This window comes from Paenisporosarcina sp. TG20 (assembly GCF_000286315.1).
In the GTDB taxonomy this organism is placed as follows: Bacteria; Bacillota; Bacilli; order Bacillales_A; family Planococcaceae; genus Paenisporosarcina.
In genome coordinates this window covers 1-17,489 of record NZ_ALJG01000288.1, presented here as the reverse complement: position 1 = coordinate 17,489, position 17,489 = coordinate 1, and the positions used below count along the sequence as shown (strand labels likewise).

The window sequence follows — 17,489 nt, the reverse complement described above, 5'->3', positions numbered from 1 at the left end:
CTTTTTGAACACGCTCTTTTAGTTTGCCTAGAGAGGAAACACTGACTTAAGAAAAAGCAATTGGATTAAGATGAATGTGGCCGATCTTTCTTTGCTTAGTGGTGGTCAAGTCATTAGAATCGAGGCTAGATAGAATTAAACTCTTTGACATGGTTAAACTATAGAGAATTCCATGATAATTATTTCAAAGATGACTATATCTTTTACGATTTCTAGAACAAATATTTCAAGGAAGCTAAGGTAGTAAAGGTTGTACTTTCAAACGGAAATGCCTATAGGAAGCCTTTCTTAATTGGCTTACCTACAGGCATGTTTTATAAAATGAAGAAATTATAAGTATTACTGGGTAGGCAAATTATCCATTACAGGGTTTTTGGTGGTATTGGTCATTCCTTTTAATGGTTGTGTCATCTGTTGTAACGGTTTCGCCATTTGTTCCATAGGTTTCGTCATTTGCTGCATAGGCTTTGCCATCTGTGATAAATTCTGGGCGTTTAATTTATTCGGGATATTTTTTGTTAATTGTTTGAAAGTACCATTTTGTGCTCCTCTAACTACAGCATAAATAACTGTTCCGATTGCACCCCAAGTAATAAATTTCATCTGAATACCTCCTCCATTTCACTTATATTTTTAACTCCTTTAGTATTTGAGGATTAGATGAAAACCATACAAAGCATTATTTCCCTTTAAAATGCCCATAAACTAAATTTCGTTATGAAAAAGAATACTAAGCATTTAAGTATTTTCTGAGCTCTTTTACAAAGGAAATAATAATTCAATAAAACAGACAAAAAGCAAAACTTTATATTCAAAATAGTTAGGTCTAACAATTGGAAATGGTCGAGAAATCAATCTTAAAAAGTGAGCGAGTCTCATAATGGGGAATTTTGATGTTACTTATGTTGATTTAGTATTTTTGTGTGAAAAACGATTTGTTGCAAAAAGGGCCGTGATTGGGCAACTTATTATTAGAATGGGTCCCAAATCCAATTTATTATATGTACGAAAGTTGCATGGGGGAGTAAGGCAGCCATGGAAGGGAGATTTCCTGTATGAAAGAAGACAGCGAAAGAAGTGACTTGCCACTTCTTTCGCTGTCTTTGAGGTCATGGTACAGTATGTTGCAATCCAAATTTAATGTTAATTAGAAAAAATTACTAGTATTTACTTTGTCTAATTATTCAAAACTAACTTGATTTTTTTCCTAGATAAGCTTCAACAATCCTTGTATCTTTAAGAAGATCTTTTGCATCACCGTTTATAATTATTTTTCCGGTTTCCATAACATAACCATAATCTGCGACCTTCAAAGCTTGTTTTGCATTTTGTTCTACAAGAAGGACCGTTGTTCCATCGGCGTTTATTTCTTTAATTATTTTAAAAATATTTGCAACAATTAAAGGTGCCAACCCCATGGAGGGCTCATCTAGTAATATTAATTTTGGTTTTGAAAGTAATGCTCTTGCAATAGCAAGCATTTGTTGTTGTCCACCTGAAAGAGTTCCACCGAGCTGTTCTTTTCGTTCTTTTAAAATTGGGAAGTGTGTCATCACTTCTTCAATGTCTTTTTTAATATCTTTATCATTCCGATGATAGGCACCCATTTCAAGGTTCTCCATCACGGTCATACTTGATAAAATGGCACGACCTTCAGGGACAAGTGCAATTCCTTTTCTAAGAAGTTGATCCGGGCGTAATCCTGTAATGTCTTCTCCTAAGAACTCAACAGTTCCATGTTTCGGTTTCAATAAACCTGAGATTGTTTTCATTGTAGTCGTTTTCCCAGCACCATTTGCACCTAGAATTGTTACAACTTTTCCTTGTTCTACTTCAAGGCTTATACCTTTTAATGCTTGGATTTTTCCATAAAAAGTTTCTATACCTGTTATTTTAAGCATCTAGATCATCATCCTCCTCAGAACCGAGGTATGCTTCAATTACATCCTTGTTATTTTGGATTTCTTCTGGTGTTCCTTCTGCAAGTTTCTTGCCGAAATTTAAAACGGTAATTCTGTCACAGAGTTTCATTACAAAAGGCATGTCATGTTCTATCAACAATACAGTTACGCCTTTTTTCTGTACCTCTTTAATTAAATCAAACAGGTTTTCCGTTTCGGTTTCATTCATTCCTGCAGCTGGTTCATCTAATAGTAATAGTTTCGGGTTACTAGCTAAAGCTCTAGCAATTTCGAGCCTTCTTTGTTGTCCATAGGCTAAGTTTTCTGCTATAACGTCTTCGTAGTCAGATAAACCTACTAAATCTAATAATTCTGTTGCGGCTTCACGTGTCATCGCTTCTTCTGATTGTTGAGATTTAGTTCGGAAAACACTGCTAAAGACTCCAGATTTACTTCGGCAGTGTCTTCCAACCAAAACATTTTCTAGAACCGTCATTTGTGAAAAAAGGCGGATATTCTGGAATGTTCGACAAATCCCTTTATCTGTTATTTTATGGGGTTTAGTCCCCGATATTTTTTCTCCAAGAAAGTTGATTTCTCCAGAAGTGGGGAGAAACATGTTTGTAATAACATTAAACATCGTCGTTTTCCCAGCTCCGTTAGGGCCTATTAGACCAAATATTTCACCCTCATTTATTGTGAAAGAAACATCAGTTAATGCAGAGATCCCGCCAAAGTTTTTAGTGACGTTTTTTAATTCCAGTACCATGGTCGGTCCCCTTTCTAAACTTTATTATCTTTTTAAACCACTGTAAAAGCGAAACGTCTATTATTCCCTGTGGACGGAATGCCATCATGAGGATAAGAATCGCACCGTAAATCATGTAACGGTATTCGCTTATAAATCGTAATGCTTCTGGCATGATTGTCATAAAGGCTGCTCCGAATATAGCACCCCATATCACTTCACTACCACCGAATACTGAAAAGATTAGTATTTCTATTGCACGATGATAAGCAAAATCAGCTGGACTGATATATGCCATTACATGTGCATATAAGGCCCCTGCGAAACCTGCTAAAAGAGCTCCTTGGGTAAAAGACAAAACCTTATAATAAGTAATATCTATTCCCATGGATTCTGCTGCTTTCTCGTCCATTTTAATGGCTGCAAAAGCCCGTCCAACACGAGATTTGTTTTGTCTAACAAAGAACCAAACTATAAAAATATTAATTAGTAATAAAATGCTAACGACAATTAAATAAATAAATTGATTATTTTTTAATCCCAGTATTTCTGGATCAAATCCTATTGCCGTTAATGTCTTAAATACTTCTCTACCTAGATGAGGAACACCTGATAAGCCGATTGCCCCTTGAGTAACAGATTCCCAGTTTACAAAGATTACCCGCATTACTTCACCAAACCCTAAGGTGGCTATAGCCAAATAAACTCCTGATAACCTAAGTGCAGGAATTCCAATTAGAATGCCAAAAATACCTGCAACCAATGCACCCAAAATGATGCCGAGTATAATAGGTACTTCAAAATTAATCGTTAATAAAGCAGAGGTATAAGCTCCTATCCCCATAAATCCAGCATTTCCTAGAGATAGCTGACCAGAGGATAGTGTAATGTAAATGCTAATTCCTAGAATAATATTGATCAAGACAAAGGAAACGATTTGCAAATGATATGGATTTAATAATTCTCCTAACATGACATCACCTTCCTGACTCAGCGGTATTTTTACCGAAAAGTCCCTGTGGTCTTAATAGAAGAATGAAAATTATTGTAATAAAGGCAACTGCGTCACGATACCCTGAATCTCCATAGGCAACAATTAATGTTTCAGCAATACCAAGAAGTAATCCACCTGCCATCGCGCCTTTAACATTCCCCATACCACCCAAAATAATAATTGCTAAACCTTTAAGCCCCATTGATAATCCCATTTGCGGGTTAACAGAGTTAAATGCCATTCCTACTAAGATACCTGCAATTCCTCCCATTACAGAAGCAATAATTACTGTTGTAGTAATTGTTCGTTTTGTATTAACACCAAGTAGGCTTGCTGTTTCTAAATTTTCTGCAGTTGCACGTAAAGCTTTCCCGGCTTTAGTTTTTGAAAGCCAATAAGAAAGTGCTAGCATTAATGCAACAGATATAACAAATATTAAGATTTGTACAAGGTAAATGGTAATTGAACCAATTTGGATTTGAATCTCTGCAAAAGCATTACGAAAAGGTTGGTTACCTGCTCCGAATAAATGATGAGAGAGATTTTCAAGTAAAATTGAAACCCCAATTGTACTTATTAATGGTGCAAGATGCGAGACCCCTTGCTTTCCTCTTAGTGGACGTAAAGCAATGCGCTCAAGCATATACCCTAAAACAGCAGTGACTGCAATGGCTGCGATGAAAGCGACCCACAGAGGTAAGCCCATTACACTAGTAACAATTACTCCAATAAAAGCACCAAACATAAAGATTTCACCATGTGCCATATTGATAATACCAAGGACACCAAAGACAAGTGTAAATCCTAGTGCAACAATGGCATAGATGCTTCCCAGTGTTATTCCGTTAATTAGTTGCTCTAACAACAAGACATTTCACCCTCTTACTTATAAATTTTTATACATGATGTGCGATAGGACTAGAAATTTTTAAAAAATGAAGCTAGGTAAGGCAAACATCACCTTAACCCAGCTAATATTAAGCACCTAAATGTAATTTAAAAAACTCATTAATCTTACTCGAATAATTGAAACTTTCCGTCTTTAATCACGAGTACCGTTGGATCCATCACAACGTCACCCTCTTCGTCAAAGGAGAATTTACCCAAAACTCCGTCTAAGTCTTTAATCTCAGCAAGCGCATCACGAAGTGCGTCTCTATCTGCTTCACCAGCGTTCTTTAAGCCCTCAGCCATGATATATAGTGCATCATAAGCTTGTGCTGCAAATTGATCTGGTTTTTTACCGTATTTTGCTTCATACTTTCCAACAAATTCTTGAACTTTTGGATCTTCTTTATCACCAAACCATGGAGTTGCAACAATCAATCCCTCTGAAGCGGGACCAGCAATTTCGATAACTTGTGGAGAGTTAAAGCCATTTCCGCCTATGAAAGGTACTTCAATCCCCATTTTTCTTGCCTGATCCATAATGACCGCGCCTTCATTGTAAAGGGCTGAAGCTAAAATTAAATCTGGGTTAAGATCTTTAATTTTTGTCAGTAATGCATTGTAGTCTGATTGACCTTTTTGGAATGTTTCTATAGTAACAATGTCAAGTCCCATATCTTCTGCTACAGCTTTCATTGTATCAAAACCTGATTTTGTAAAAAGGTCATCATTTCCGTATAGGATGGCAACGCTCTTTGCGTCAAATTTTTCAACTGCTTTTTCCAATGCAGCTGGTATTGCTAGAGATTCAGGTAATGAATTTCTAAAAACATACTCTCCGATTTGAGGAATTCCTGCAGCTGTGGTGGAAGTACCCATAATTGGAATTCCATTCATATCAGCCTCAGGTCCAACAACATTCATTTCAGTACTTAAAGTTGGTCCCAAAATTGCTACGATATCATCTGAACTCATTAACTTTTGAGCAACGGATAAGGCTTGTTCTTGCTTCCCAGCTGAGTCTTGGATGTCTAGTTCAATTTTAACCTCGCCCTTTTCATTAATTTCTTCTAGAGCCAAATTAAAACCATTTGTAATGGCTTCACCATAAGCTGCCCCTGGTCCAGTTAAATAAGAAATTACACCAATTTTTGCTGATACAGGTCCATCAGTTTTTTCTGCTTCTGAATCGTTTCCATCTGTAGTTGTTGTATCGTTACCGCATGCTGCCAATATAAGTAGCATGAAAACAGATATTAATAAATATGAATTTTTAATTATCTTTCTCATTCTTTATTCCCCCATTAAATTTATTATCTAACTAATCTATATTAAATGACAACTTCTCTTTAAAGTAAAGCTATTTTTCAGAAATGTATAATAATAATTTAAGCCAACTAAACTTAGATTATTAATATGGTTTTATTATTTACTTTAGTAAAAAAGGTAATATGTATTAATTTTCATATTATTCTGACTTAAATAATATATTGAAGTAGCTTTATTTTTTCTGTCTACACTACTGGGCTAGAAGGTCATAGTATTTCAGGTATTAGTTGAAGGTGTTAAATTATTTTTTAGACTGAGAGAGGGAAAAAAATTTCCCATTGAGTATTTTGTGTTATTAATGTAATATTCTAAATACTTTAACACTTGTATTTAACTAGTTGAATATAATTTTTTATTGAAAGATAAAATTTACATAGTATCATGTATGTAAATAAGGAGATGGATAAATTGAAAGTAATAGATTTGCATTGCGATGTATTGTTGAAACTTTATGAATCAAATGGGAGATTGAAGTTTAAAGATGCAATTGAACTAGATACGAATAAGGAAAGACTGCAAATAGGCGATGTAAAAGTACAAGCGTTCGCAGTTTTTATTTATCCTCATGTTAAATCCGACCAAAAGTTCCAAGCAGCACTAGACCAAATCCATTACTTTTATACAAATGTACTCGCAGAAAATTCAGATATGAAACTAATAAAAGATTGGTCAGACATTGCAGATTTAAAAGAGAATGAAATCGGTGCATTACTAACACTTGAAGGAGTTGATGCTATTGGGAATGATTTGAAAAAGCTCTCTATTTTGTATCAATTAGGTGTTCGCTCAGTCGGTCTTACATGGAATAATGCTAATCTAGCCGCTGATGGTGCTGGAGAGAAACGTGGTGCTGGTCTAACTTCATTTGGAGAAGAAATCATTGTATTTAATAATGAACACAAGATGCTTACAGATGTTTCCCATTTATGTGAAAAAGCTTTTTGGGATGTCCTGCAGGTAGCAAAATATCCAGTTGCTAGTCATTCGAACGCAAAATCTATCAGAAATCATGTTAGAAACCTTTCAGATGAACAAGCCACAGCAATGTTTAAAAAGGACGCAATGGTCCATATGGTGTATTGTCCAGAGTTCGTGAAAGATAGTGAAAATGTAACGATTGTCCATTTAATAGAACATATTGATCATTTTTGTTCACTAGGTGGAGAAAAAAATATTGGTCTCGGTTCTGATTTTGATGGTATCGCTAAGAAAATAGTGAATTTAGAAGATGCTTCAATGCAACAAAATTTACTAAATGAACTTTTAAAGAAATACTCAGAAGATCAGGTTAAAGGTTTTGCATACAAAAACTTTATGAGTCATCTTCCAAAATAATAAACAGTGGTGGATACCACAAAACTCACAACACAAAATAGAATACCTATTTCAAAGAAAAATCTACGAGATGGAAATTTATTTTGGTAACTAGCAGTATGATTTGAACGCATTTCACTTTCTCGTATAACTTGTTCTTTCCGATTGACCCGAGAAAAAAAGTGTTTACAACTTTTAATAAACGCGGTGAAAAATTGTCCTTCTATTAATAATAAAATTGCAGAAGTGACTATAAGCAAGAGGCCGACTAAAAAAAGCGAATCTATCCATTTATATAGGCTCAAAGTTTGGTGAATTAAGTAAGTAATAAAAAAGGATGTTATTATTGAAGTAAAAAATAACACAATTCTAAATTTCATAGACACTTTCCTTTCTCTTATCTTCAAGATACCATAAAGAAAATAAGTTTTTAAATATTTAAAATTTTCGAAATTTGGTTGCTTAATATAATAATAGCAACTATAATCAATTCAAAATAGAAAAAAAGGGGCAAGATTATGAAAAGAGAAATTAAAAATTCAATATTTATGTCTTTATTAGTATTTACGCTAATTTTATCCGGGTGTAACTTCAATTCTTCAAATGAAGAAGAAACAACGGATACTGAGGGAAATGTTGTAGCAAACCAATCCCTAAATATGACGGCATCAGCTGATATTCCTACGTTAGATTCTACAAAAGCGCATGATGGTATTGCGTTTACTGTATTAAACAATGTAAATGAAGGATTATATCGCCAAGATGAGAATAACTTGCCGATTAAAGCCTTAGCAAGTGAACACGTAGAAAGTGAAGATAAAGTGGTACACACGTTTACATTACGTGATTCAAAGTGGAGTAATGGAGATCCTGTTACAGCACAAGATTTTGAATATGCGTGGAAACGTGTAATGAAAGAAAATAGTCCTTATGCATTTATGTTCGTAACTGCTGGAATTAAAAATGCAGAAGCGATAATGAATGAAGAAAAAGATGCAGATGAGCTTGGGATTAAAGCTATTGACGAGAAAACACTTGAAGTTACGTTAGAAAGTGCAAATCCTTTATTCCAAACATTATTGACATTCCCAACATTCTTACCTCAAAACCAAAAATTCGTTGAAGAGTTAGGCGATCAATATGCTCTTGAATTTGATGGGATTTTATACAATGGACCATTCAAATTAGTTGAATGGACACATGACCAAGGTTGGAAATATGAAAAAAATGAAAACTACTGGGATAAAGACTCAGTTAAATTGGACAATGTAAATGTATATGTTGTAAAAGATTCGTCAACAGGTGTTAACCTGTATGAGACGAATAAAGTAGATCGTGTAGAGTTAACTTCAGCTTTAGTGGATCAATATAAAACTGATGAAAACTTTGATACTATACTAGAACCAGAAATAATTTTCCTTCGTTTCAATCATAATCATCCTGTATTAGGAAACAAAGATATTCGTAAAGCCGTTAATATGGCAATTGGAAAACAAGATTTAACAGATATAATTTTAAAGGACGGTTCTACACCTTTAAATGGAGTCGTTCCATCTGGGTTCTTTAAATCACCTGAAGGTAAAGACTACCGAGATCTTAATGGAGACTTTAATACAGGAACAGTTGAAGAAGCTCAAGAACTTTGGGCAAAAGGCTTAAAAGAAACTGGTCAGACTGAAGTTACAGTATCCATTAATATTGCAGATTCAGATGATCATAAAAAAGTGGCTGAATATATTCAAGCACAACTAGAAGACAATCTTCCAGGATTCAAGATGGAAATTAAGGCTGTTCCTTTTGCACAACGTCTAGAAATTGAAAAGGCTATCGAGTATGATATGTCCCTATCTTCATGGGGTCCAGATTACAGTGATCCAATGACGTACCTAGATATGTGGCTTAAAGGCGGATCTGCCAACCGTATGGATTATCACAATCCTGATTTAGATGCACTAGTTACAGAAGCTAGAAATGAAACAGACCTTTCTAAACGATATGTAATGCTTTTAGACCTTGAAAAGATTCTATTAGAAGAAGATGCAGCAATTGCTCCACTTTACCAAGAAGGTACAGCGGTATTAATGAGAAGTAAGATTAAAAATCTACTTGTTCACCCAACTGGGGCTGCATTTACTTTCAAGTGGACTACGATTGAAGAATAATCTATAGGTTTACAGCTTTAAGTACGAGGTGTAGCCATTTAATGGCACCCTCGTATTTTTTCTACATATAAGAAAATATAAAAGTTTCACAGAAGTTTTCTTTTATTCAGTTACAGCTAATTATAGCTGCGAAGCGCCAGCTAGCACCTAAGCTTCAGATCCTCAGGCGAGAGATGCTTTCGCAATACGGTTCTTTCAGTACCAGTGTAGTGCTATCAGGCGCTTTTTTCATCAAGAGGTTTATGCATCTTATAGAATAGGAGTGTTGGTATGAAGAGATACCTAGTCCAAAGAATAGGCTTTATGTTAGTTACTCTTTTTGTAATAGTTACTATAACTTTTTTTCTCATGCAACTTCTCCCGGGAACACCATTTACAAATCCCGAAAAATTAACAAATCAACAACTTTTAGTATTAAATGCTAAATACGGACTTGATCAACCATTAGGGATTCAATATATACGTTACCTTGGAAACTTGGTGCAAGGTGATTTAGGCTATTCCTTCCAGAATGTAGGTAGATCTGTATCAAGTATAATTGGTGAACGAATTGGTCCTTCTGCTTTTCTTGGGTTACAAGCTCTAATCTTTGGATCAATCATCGGTTTAATACTGGGTATTGTTTCAGCATTAAAACATAATACTCTTTTTGATTATGGTTCTGTTACGTTAGCCGTTTTAGGTATGTCGATTCCTTCTTTTGTTTTTGCGGCATTACTTCAATATTACGTTGGAGTAAAGTTGGAATGGCTGCCTGTAGCTCTCTGGGAAGGATATTCCAGCACCATTTTACCTTCGTTTGCATTGTCCGTAATAGTGATAGCAACAGTTGCAAGGTTTATACGGAGTGAGATGTTGGAAGTGATTGGGCAAGACTATGTAATCACTGCTAGGGCAAAAGGAATAACCGAACAACAAGTAATTGTTAAACATGTTATTCGAAATGCACTGATTCCAGTTGTAACGATGTTAGGTCCACTTGCCGTTGCAATTATGACAGGGACATTAGTTATAGAAAAAATATTTGCGGTCCCGGGTCTCGGGGAACAGTTTACGTTATCGATAATAGTTCTTGATTATAGCGTAATTATGGGAATTGCCATATTTTATAGTGCATTATTTATAATTGTTATTTTCCTTGTCGACATTCTTTACGGATTTTTAGATCCCCGTATTAGTTATAAGGGGGAAGCAGGATGAAAAATTCAGTTGAAGAAACCTCGAAATCAAATGAAGTAACAGAAGATTTGTTTGTAAAGGCCCCACTTGATATAGGGAAGAGTGAGGAGATTGGCACACCCGCAGTATCATTCTGGCGAGAGGCTTTTCAGCGATTAGCAAAAAATAAAGGATCAATGATTTCGCTCGTGTTGCTACTTCTTTTAATAGCAACAGCGATTATTGGCCCTAGTTTAAACGAGTATACTTACCGAAGTCAAAATCTTGCTCATTCTAACTTACCACCTAAAGTACAAGGATTAGAGTGGTTGGGTTTAAATGGAACTGATTCGAATGGAGTAGACCAATACACTGAAAGAGACGTTCAAGTGAACTATTGGTTCGGAACTGATGAGTTTGGTCGAGATTTATGGACTAGAGTTTGGAAAGGGACCCAAATTTCACTTTTCATCGCTTTAGTTGCTGCTGCACTAGATTTAATTATTGGTGTAATTTATGGAGGCATTTCATCATTTTACGGTGGTCGCGTTGACAATATTATGCAACGGATTATTGAGGTGCTTATTGGGATACCGAACTTAATCATCATTATCCTCTTTATCCTCATTTTAGAACCTGGTGTAAGATCAATAATTTTAGCAATGATTATCACCGGTTGGGTTGGTATGGCAAGAGTTGTACGCGGACAAGTATTACAATTAAAAGGACAAGAATTTGTGTTAGCCTCTAGGACACTCGGTGCATCTAATCCAAGACTTATTTGGAAGCATATATTGCCCAACGTTATGGGTCCTGTAATTGTTACTGTTATGTTTACAATTCCTACGGCTATTTTCTTTGAAGCATTCTTAAGTTTTATAGGCCTTGGCTTACAAGCCCCACTAGCTTCTCTAGGTGTGTTAATTGAAGATGGTTATAAATCAATGCGATTCTTTTCATATAAGTTAATTTATCCGGCTATAATCATTAGTTCAATTATGATTTGTTTTAATTTACTTGGAGATGGATTACGTGATGCACTTGATCCGAAAATGAGAAAATAGGGGAGGGTCCATAATGAAGAGTAATATACTATCAGTTGATAACTTACATGTGTCATTTAAGACCCAAGCCGGTAGAGTTACTGCTGTAAGAGGAGTTACCTTTGGTTTGAAAAAAGGTGAAACACTTGCAATTGTTGGCGAATCGGGGTCAGGAAAATCGGTCACAGCTAGATCGATTATGCGTTTATTGCCAAAAAATAATACAGAAGTTACAAAAGGCGATATTGTTTATGAAGATAGAAGCTTATTGAACGTTTCAATTAAGGATATGCAAGAAATACGAGGCGCCGAAATTTCTATGGTTTTCCAAGATCCAATGACATCATTAAACCCAACGATGAAAGTTGGAAAACAAATTATGGAAGGCTTACAAAAACATCAAAAGTTATCGAAAGCGCAAGCGCGTGAACGTGCATTAGAGATGTTGCAGTTAGTTGGTATTCCAAGTGCGGAAGCTAGGTTAGAAGATTACCCACATAATTTTTCGGGTGGCATGAGACAACGTGTTGTTATCGCCATGGCGCTCGTTTGTAATCCTAAAGTCTTAATTGCAGATGAACCTACAACTGCGCTTGATGTTACAATTCAAGCACAGATTTTAGATCTAATGAAAGACTTGCAAAAGAAAATGGATACAGCCATTATTTTAATAACACACGACCTAGGGGTAGTTGCGAATATGGCCGACCGAGTCGCTGTTATGTATGCAGGTAAAATAGTTGAACAAGGAACGCTGGATGAAATTTTTTATAATCCCCAACATCCGTATACATTAGGATTATTAAAATCAATGCCTAAGTTGAACGATGATCGGACCGTTCCCCTATTGCCAATTCCCGGGTCACCTCCTGATTTAGCTACAATTGGGGAGGGGTGTGCGTTTGCTGCAAGGTGTCCACATACGATGAAAGTGTGCCATAGCTTTACACCTGAGGATACGGTCGTAGATGGAGAGCATACGGTCGCTTGTTGGCTTCAAGATACTAGAACACCTAAGGAATATCTTCCAAAGGAATTAGAAACATCTCAATCTAGATAAAAAGTAAATCAATAGACTATAAAATACCAAGTACGTTTTAAATCATGAAAAAAAGAAGCATTTCACACTAATTTTATTAGGTGATTTGCTTCTTTTTTTTGTAATTTTACTCAACACTTCTTAGTATAGAATAACCATTATACACTTTGATTGTTGCGATTAATTGACCTTTTGATGAAGCTTCTTCTAATTGTGTACCAGTATTCTCAGCTAAATAGTACTTTTCTATCGGAATTGACACCGTCAATTTGTTCTCATGTATATACGGGCTACTGATACCTTTAATATAAGTGCCTGATTTTGGCTTTTTAGCACTAACACTTATAACATCGTGGACACCAGTTATGTTATTTTGTTCTAAAACAACGTACACCTTTAAGTCATCTCTAGAATAACTACCTGATGTATTGTTATCAAGTGTCTTTCTTAAAGAATTTTCTACTATATTAATCGGTATATTTTCAGCTTCAAAGTCTAAATCAACATAATCCCCGTAGAATAAATCTCTCGGGTCAAAAGGTACTGTTTGTAGCTTGACTGTCTCCCCAAAGTAGATTGTAATAAGTGGTTTCACGGTCATACTCAGCAGCAATATGATAGGAAGTGTAAGTGAGATAATGAACAGTTTATTATTTGATAAGCTCTTCATTCTTACCCATCTCCCTTCTTCGGGTCTTCTCAAACCAATAGCCTAGACTTAGCAATAAGATTCCACCAATGATAAAAGCAATAGATTTATCCATAAACGCTAGTGACAAATCTACGTAGAAACGTAAGACAAATATTGATACGATTGCAATGCCATATAAATTTTCGCTTTTTACTAGCGACAGTGCATAAATCAAATAGAGGATAGAAAAAACAATAGAAGCGATTAATGCATTTGAATCTGGTGCATTCTCGTAAAATTGAACATCTTCATAAAATAACATATACCATGTAATAGGAAATGATAGAATTAGAGCTGTAGGGAAATGCATAAATGTTCCTACAAACTTCATGAACTTCCTGTAATCAGGATGCTGAAAATATGTTAGTACCATCCATAGAGTAAAGTAAAATAATGCAATGATTGTTAAGTTTTCAAATTTGAAATAGTAAAACAGATAGGCGGTTAATTGCAGTGCGAAAAAGAAATTTATAATGAATAATGGTTTTGACTTATTCATTAGCTTATGCCCTATATAGAATAGTAAAGGGAGTAATAGCAAAGCTACATAAGGGAACTGTTCTTGTTCTAGTGGTTTTAATACAAACTTCATTTCAATAAATTGATATAATAAGAAAAAGTTTAAAATCATCAACTCTTTGGTGTTATTCATCACAAAATGATTTAGAGCAAATAACACTGGTATGACTACAATAGGTAAATAACCAATCCAGTTTTCTGTGAACATAACATTCATCTCAATAAACTGATAGAGAAGTATAAAGTTTACTACTAGTATGTAATGATTGTTTTTCATAATATAATAGCCGAATGCGAATAGTATAGGAATAATCAGTATTGCCCCATATACTAGTGCCCCTTCTGCTAAAAGAAACTTAAATTCAATAAAGGTATAGACGAATAATATACTTACCCCTTTTAAGAGATTATCCTTTAAATACATCGCTAAAGGAAATATGCCGATCCCCCACATTAAGAAGGCATCTTCAATGTTTCCACCTAAATGAAACATTTGACCGATATAGAATATCTCAGCCCCATAAGCAAACGCTCCTATATAATAAAAGGCTTTAGATAAATAGGGGTTCTTTTTTTCTAATGAAAATGCCATTAAATAGAATACGACCAGCGTTGCTAATAGAATCGAGAACTTTGTTAATTTTGTAAGTTCTGACCAGTTACTTGCTACAAAACTAAGGATTCCTAATCCTATTAGGATCCCCCCTATTAAGGTTAAGATTTGTACAGAGTTCATTTTAATCCTTGATGATTTTATCTGTGAACGCGGGGAATCATATAAGCCCATTAATTCCTTCGATTGTCCTTCTTTTAAATTACCCGTACTTTCTAAATGACTAAGTTCAGTTTTAAGGAACTCATATCCTGACTGTGATAATCTTCTCTTCAAATTAACACCCTCTTTACGTGAAATAATCAATTTGTAAATTTAGACTGAAACAAAGGACGTACATTAATAAAAACTAATTTATCTGAAACTACCTAGCTAGTACTTTAGTAAATCAATTAAATTGATAGTGAATGTAACTAACTATTATATGGGATGATCCAAGTAAATATTTCGAATTAACTTGGTTTATTTAGCTCTGTATTCCATTAACGGACTACATCTTGAAATAAGGTTAATTCGGATAGTATCTCATCATTTATTTCTATACCTAATCCAGGTTTATCCGTTAATCGAATATAAGGGACATCATAAGCTAAATTTCCAATATCTTTTGAAAATTTCAATGGACCTGTTAGTTCTACGCTTGTAACATTTTTTCTTGAAAAAGCTACATGAAAACCTGCTGCTGATCCAATAGATGATTCAACCATTGAACCAACTTGACACTCGAAGCCGCCTAATTCTGCTTGATGTGCAAGTTTAACAGCAGGGTAAATTCCACCGCACTTCATTAGTTTGATATTCACTTTATCCGCAGCTCTTTTTTGGATAATTTCCCGCATTTCACGTGTTCCTTTTAATCCTTCATCAATCATCAATGGAATTAATGATTTAGATTTTATTTCCACCATACCATCAATGTCATCAGCCATTACTGGTTGTTCAATCCAATCAAGATTGCAATCTTGCAATTGGCTTAATGCAACAAGAGTTGTGGCGCTGTTGTGCCAACCTTGGTTTACATCCACACGAATGGCGATACCATCACCGACTCTTGCCCGAACAGCTTTAACACACTTAACATCTTGTTGGAAACTTGTTCCTACTTTCATTTTGAAGGATTTGTAACCCTTCTCAACCTGTAAAGCAGCTTCGTTCGCCATTACTTCAGGTTCAGCAATACTTAAGACATGGGTAATAGGAAACTCGTCATGATAACGTCCACCGATTAGTTGGTATACTGGTTGCTGTATTTTTTTTCCAACAATATCAAAGCATGCGATATCTATTGCAGCTTTTGCAGTAGGAGCTGTGTATATGGCAAGGTTCATAATGTCGTGTAATTTTTCTATTTCCATTGGATTTTTACCCATTACAGCAGGTGCTAATGTATTTTTTATAATTTGATAGGTACTTTCCCACGATTCTCCTGTCACATGTTCGTCTGCCACAGCTTCACCGTAACCAATAAAACCTTCGTCAGTTTCAATTTTCACAATAATTGAAGGCATATACGTGTAAGTGTGGTAGCTTATGACGAAAGGAATGTGAAGTGGTAAATGTATAGCATAGATGTGGATTGCTGTAATTTTCATATGTGAGACTCCTTTGTATTTTAAAAATGATTTTTTCCATTCTTCATGCTTTCATCAGAGTTTTTGCAAGTATGCGGGATCCTAGATCAAGTGCAGATTTGTTAAAAGTCATATTTGGATGGTGTAACCCAGGTGTGAGATCGGCTCCTACACCAATCATGGTAGCTTTTAATTGTGGATTTTTTATTGTATAGAAGTGAAAGTCATCGCTTCCTGATGTTATCACGGGTGGCGCAGTGGATTCAGGTCCTAAAACTTCACGAATTGCTTGTTCTGCAATTGATTCTGCTTCTTCAGAAACTTCTGCTCCTGGAGTAAAATCCGTCCACTTCCATTCGATATTGACGTTATAAAGTTTTTCTAAACCCTCAATGCCTGCATCGATACGATCTCTGATTTTAAGCAGAACATCATTTTTTTGTGCACGAACATCAATGCCAAACTCTGCTACACCTGGAATAATGTTTAGATTTTCACCTCCTGCAACTATTTTTGTAAGTTTCGCAGAATGTGATTCAAATGGAGATATGTAAATTGATTTGACGAATTGGTGTAAAGCAACAATAACGTCAATGGCATTTTTACCTTGATGTGGCCTAGCTCCATGTGCGTCTACACCATTGATTTTACCTTCTAAGAATATACCGGCACCATGATAGATTGAAGGTGCGACTTGACCGTGTGCAAGTTCCTCCACAGGTCGGAGGTGAACACCGAATAAGTGGGTAACCCCTTCTAGTGCTCCGCGCTCGATCATTGCAAGAGAACCATTACCTTTTTCTTCAGCGGGCTGAAAAATAAAGCGGTATTTTTTTGTGGTAGATTGATTTCTCAAATATAATAATGCTCCAAGAACCATGGAAATGTTAGCGTCGTGTCCACATGAGTGATTTGCTTTCGGAACACCGTCTACCTCTTGCCATAACGCATCAATATCTGCACGAACAGCAATCACCTCATCGCCTTCCCCAAATTCTGCAATTAGTCCAGTAACATCGGAGAAGCGCCGATATGTAATACCAAGTTCATCTAAAATAGTTGCAATAGTTTGGGTGGTTTCAAACTCTTTAAAACTTATTTCCGGGTGCGCGTGAAAATGGTTAAACCAATTTAATATTTGTTCTTCAAAGTTCTGATTCAATAAAATAACACTCCAATCATATTCCATTTAAATATTACTTAACGTTTTTATAAAAATCCAGAAAATTTATTATTACCAGAAAAATAATTGTTTTGAAGATTCACAATGATACGAAAATTTAAGTATATATAATTGAAGTTGATAGAAACATTTTTATAATATTAGGGTCATCACGTGCCGACTTGGCACCGAGCAATCTAGAAACAAACCAGCGATTTTCTTCCTCAAACATTTTTGCTATTTTTCACCTCCTTTTTGAACACGCGCTATATCTAAAAGTTTCATCTCTTGTAGTTTTAGTCAAGTAGCATCTTTCATTTGTTAAGAAACGATAGTTACTTAAGTTTCGCACCCCTA

At 35.3% G+C, this 17,489-nt stretch carries 16 protein-coding genes; 5 read left to right on the top strand and 11 right to left on the bottom strand.

Features of this window, described 5'->3' with window-relative positions; all coding sequences use genetic code 11:
- Positions 1-339 precede the first annotated feature (339 nt).
- From B371_RS0109605 to B371_RS0109575, 6 genes are all read right to left on the bottom strand, one after another.
- Positions 340-603 (bottom strand): hypothetical protein, encoded by a 264-nt coding sequence (locus B371_RS0109605; protein ID WP_019414098.1) that lies wholly within the window; start codon positions 601-603, stop codon positions 340-342.
- A gap of 587 nt (positions 604-1,190) precedes the next feature.
- The gene (locus B371_RS0109595; protein ID WP_019414096.1) at positions 1,191-1,901 is read right to left on the bottom strand and encodes an ABC transporter ATP-binding protein; all 711 of its coding nucleotides are present in this window, start codon (positions 1,899-1,901) and stop codon (positions 1,191-1,193) included.
- Positions 1,894-2,670 (bottom strand): ABC transporter ATP-binding protein, encoded by a 777-nt coding sequence (locus B371_RS0109590; RefSeq protein ID WP_019414095.1) that lies wholly within the window; start codon positions 2,668-2,670, stop codon positions 1,894-1,896. The genes B371_RS0109595 and B371_RS0109590 overlap by 8 nt, the downstream gene beginning before the upstream one ends.
- Positions 2,642-3,622, bottom strand: a complete 981-nt coding sequence (locus B371_RS0109585; protein WP_019414094.1) for a branched-chain amino acid ABC transporter permease — start codon at positions 3,620-3,622, stop codon at positions 2,642-2,644. Before B371_RS0109585 ends, B371_RS0109590 begins: the two co-directional genes overlap by 29 nt.
- A 4-nt stretch (positions 3,623-3,626) precedes the next feature.
- A complete protein-coding gene (locus B371_RS0109580; protein WP_019414093.1) occupies positions 3,627-4,511 on the bottom strand; it encodes a branched-chain amino acid ABC transporter permease in 885 nt (294 codons plus the stop codon).
- Positions 4,512-4,657: 146 nt separating this feature from the next.
- Positions 4,658-5,821, bottom strand: coding sequence for an ABC transporter substrate-binding protein (locus B371_RS0109575; protein ID WP_019414092.1), 1,164 nt, complete (start codon positions 5,819-5,821; stop codon positions 4,658-4,660).
- Between the two features lie 447 nt (positions 5,822-6,268).
- Between B371_RS0109575 and B371_RS0109570 the strand changes: the two genes are divergently transcribed.
- Complete coding sequence (locus tag B371_RS0109570) at positions 6,269-7,195, top strand: dipeptidase (protein WP_019414091.1); 927 nt, start codon at positions 6,269-6,271, stop codon at positions 7,193-7,195.
- On the opposite strand, the gene B371_RS0109565 is transcribed toward B371_RS0109570, so the two are convergent.
- On the bottom strand, positions 7,180-7,554 hold the full coding sequence (locus tag B371_RS0109565) for a DUF3899 domain-containing protein (protein ID WP_019414090.1): 375 nt from the start codon (positions 7,552-7,554) through the stop codon (positions 7,180-7,182). The two genes, B371_RS0109570 and B371_RS0109565, sit on opposite strands and share 16 nt — an antisense overlap.
- A gap of 138 nt (positions 7,555-7,692) precedes the next feature.
- On the opposite strand from B371_RS0109565, the gene B371_RS0109560 reads away from it, so the two are divergent.
- From B371_RS0109560 to B371_RS0109545, 4 genes are all read left to right on the top strand, one after another.
- Positions 7,693-9,336: a peptide ABC transporter substrate-binding protein gene (locus B371_RS0109560; protein ID WP_019414089.1), complete on the top strand. Its 1,644-nt coding sequence runs from the start codon at positions 7,693-7,695 to the stop codon at positions 9,334-9,336.
- Positions 9,337-9,606: 270 nt separating this feature from the next.
- Complete coding sequence (locus B371_RS0109555) at positions 9,607-10,536, top strand: ABC transporter permease (protein WP_019414088.1); 930 nt, start codon at positions 9,607-9,609, stop codon at positions 10,534-10,536.
- A complete protein-coding gene (gene opp3C, locus B371_RS0109550; protein ID WP_019414087.1) occupies positions 10,533-11,558 on the top strand; it encodes an oligopeptide ABC transporter permease in 1,026 nt (341 codons plus the stop codon). The genes B371_RS0109555 and opp3C overlap by 4 nt, the downstream gene beginning before the upstream one ends.
- A gap of 13 nt (positions 11,559-11,571) precedes the next feature.
- The gene (locus B371_RS0109545) at positions 11,572-12,597 is read left to right on the top strand and encodes an ABC transporter ATP-binding protein (RefSeq protein WP_019414086.1); all 1,026 of its coding nucleotides are present in this window, start codon (positions 11,572-11,574) and stop codon (positions 12,595-12,597) included.
- A 106-nt stretch (positions 12,598-12,703) separates the two neighbouring features.
- Here the strand turns inward: B371_RS0109545 and B371_RS0109540 are convergent, their stop codons facing one another.
- The 4 genes from B371_RS0109540 to B371_RS0109525 form a co-directional block, all read right to left on the bottom strand.
- Positions 12,704-13,246 (bottom strand): GDYXXLXY domain-containing protein, encoded by a 543-nt coding sequence (locus tag B371_RS0109540; protein ID WP_019414085.1) that lies wholly within the window; start codon positions 13,244-13,246, stop codon positions 12,704-12,706.
- Entirely contained in the window at positions 13,227-14,675 is a 1,449-nt protein-coding gene (locus tag B371_RS0109535; RefSeq protein ID WP_019414084.1) for a DUF2157 domain-containing protein, read from the bottom strand. Before B371_RS0109535 ends, B371_RS0109540 begins: the two co-directional genes overlap by 20 nt.
- Before the next feature lie 206 nt (positions 14,676-14,881).
- Positions 14,882-15,991 carry a mandelate racemase/muconate lactonizing enzyme family protein gene (locus tag B371_RS0109530; RefSeq protein WP_019414083.1) on the bottom strand — a complete coding sequence of 370 codons (1,110 nt, stop codon included), beginning with the start codon at positions 15,989-15,991 and terminating at the stop codon, positions 14,882-14,884.
- Positions 15,992-16,034: 43 nt separating this feature from the next.
- Complete coding sequence (locus tag B371_RS0109525) at positions 16,035-17,159, bottom strand: amidohydrolase (protein ID WP_050995795.1); 1,125 nt, start codon at positions 17,157-17,159, stop codon at positions 16,035-16,037.
- Positions 17,160-17,489 lie beyond the last annotated feature (330 nt).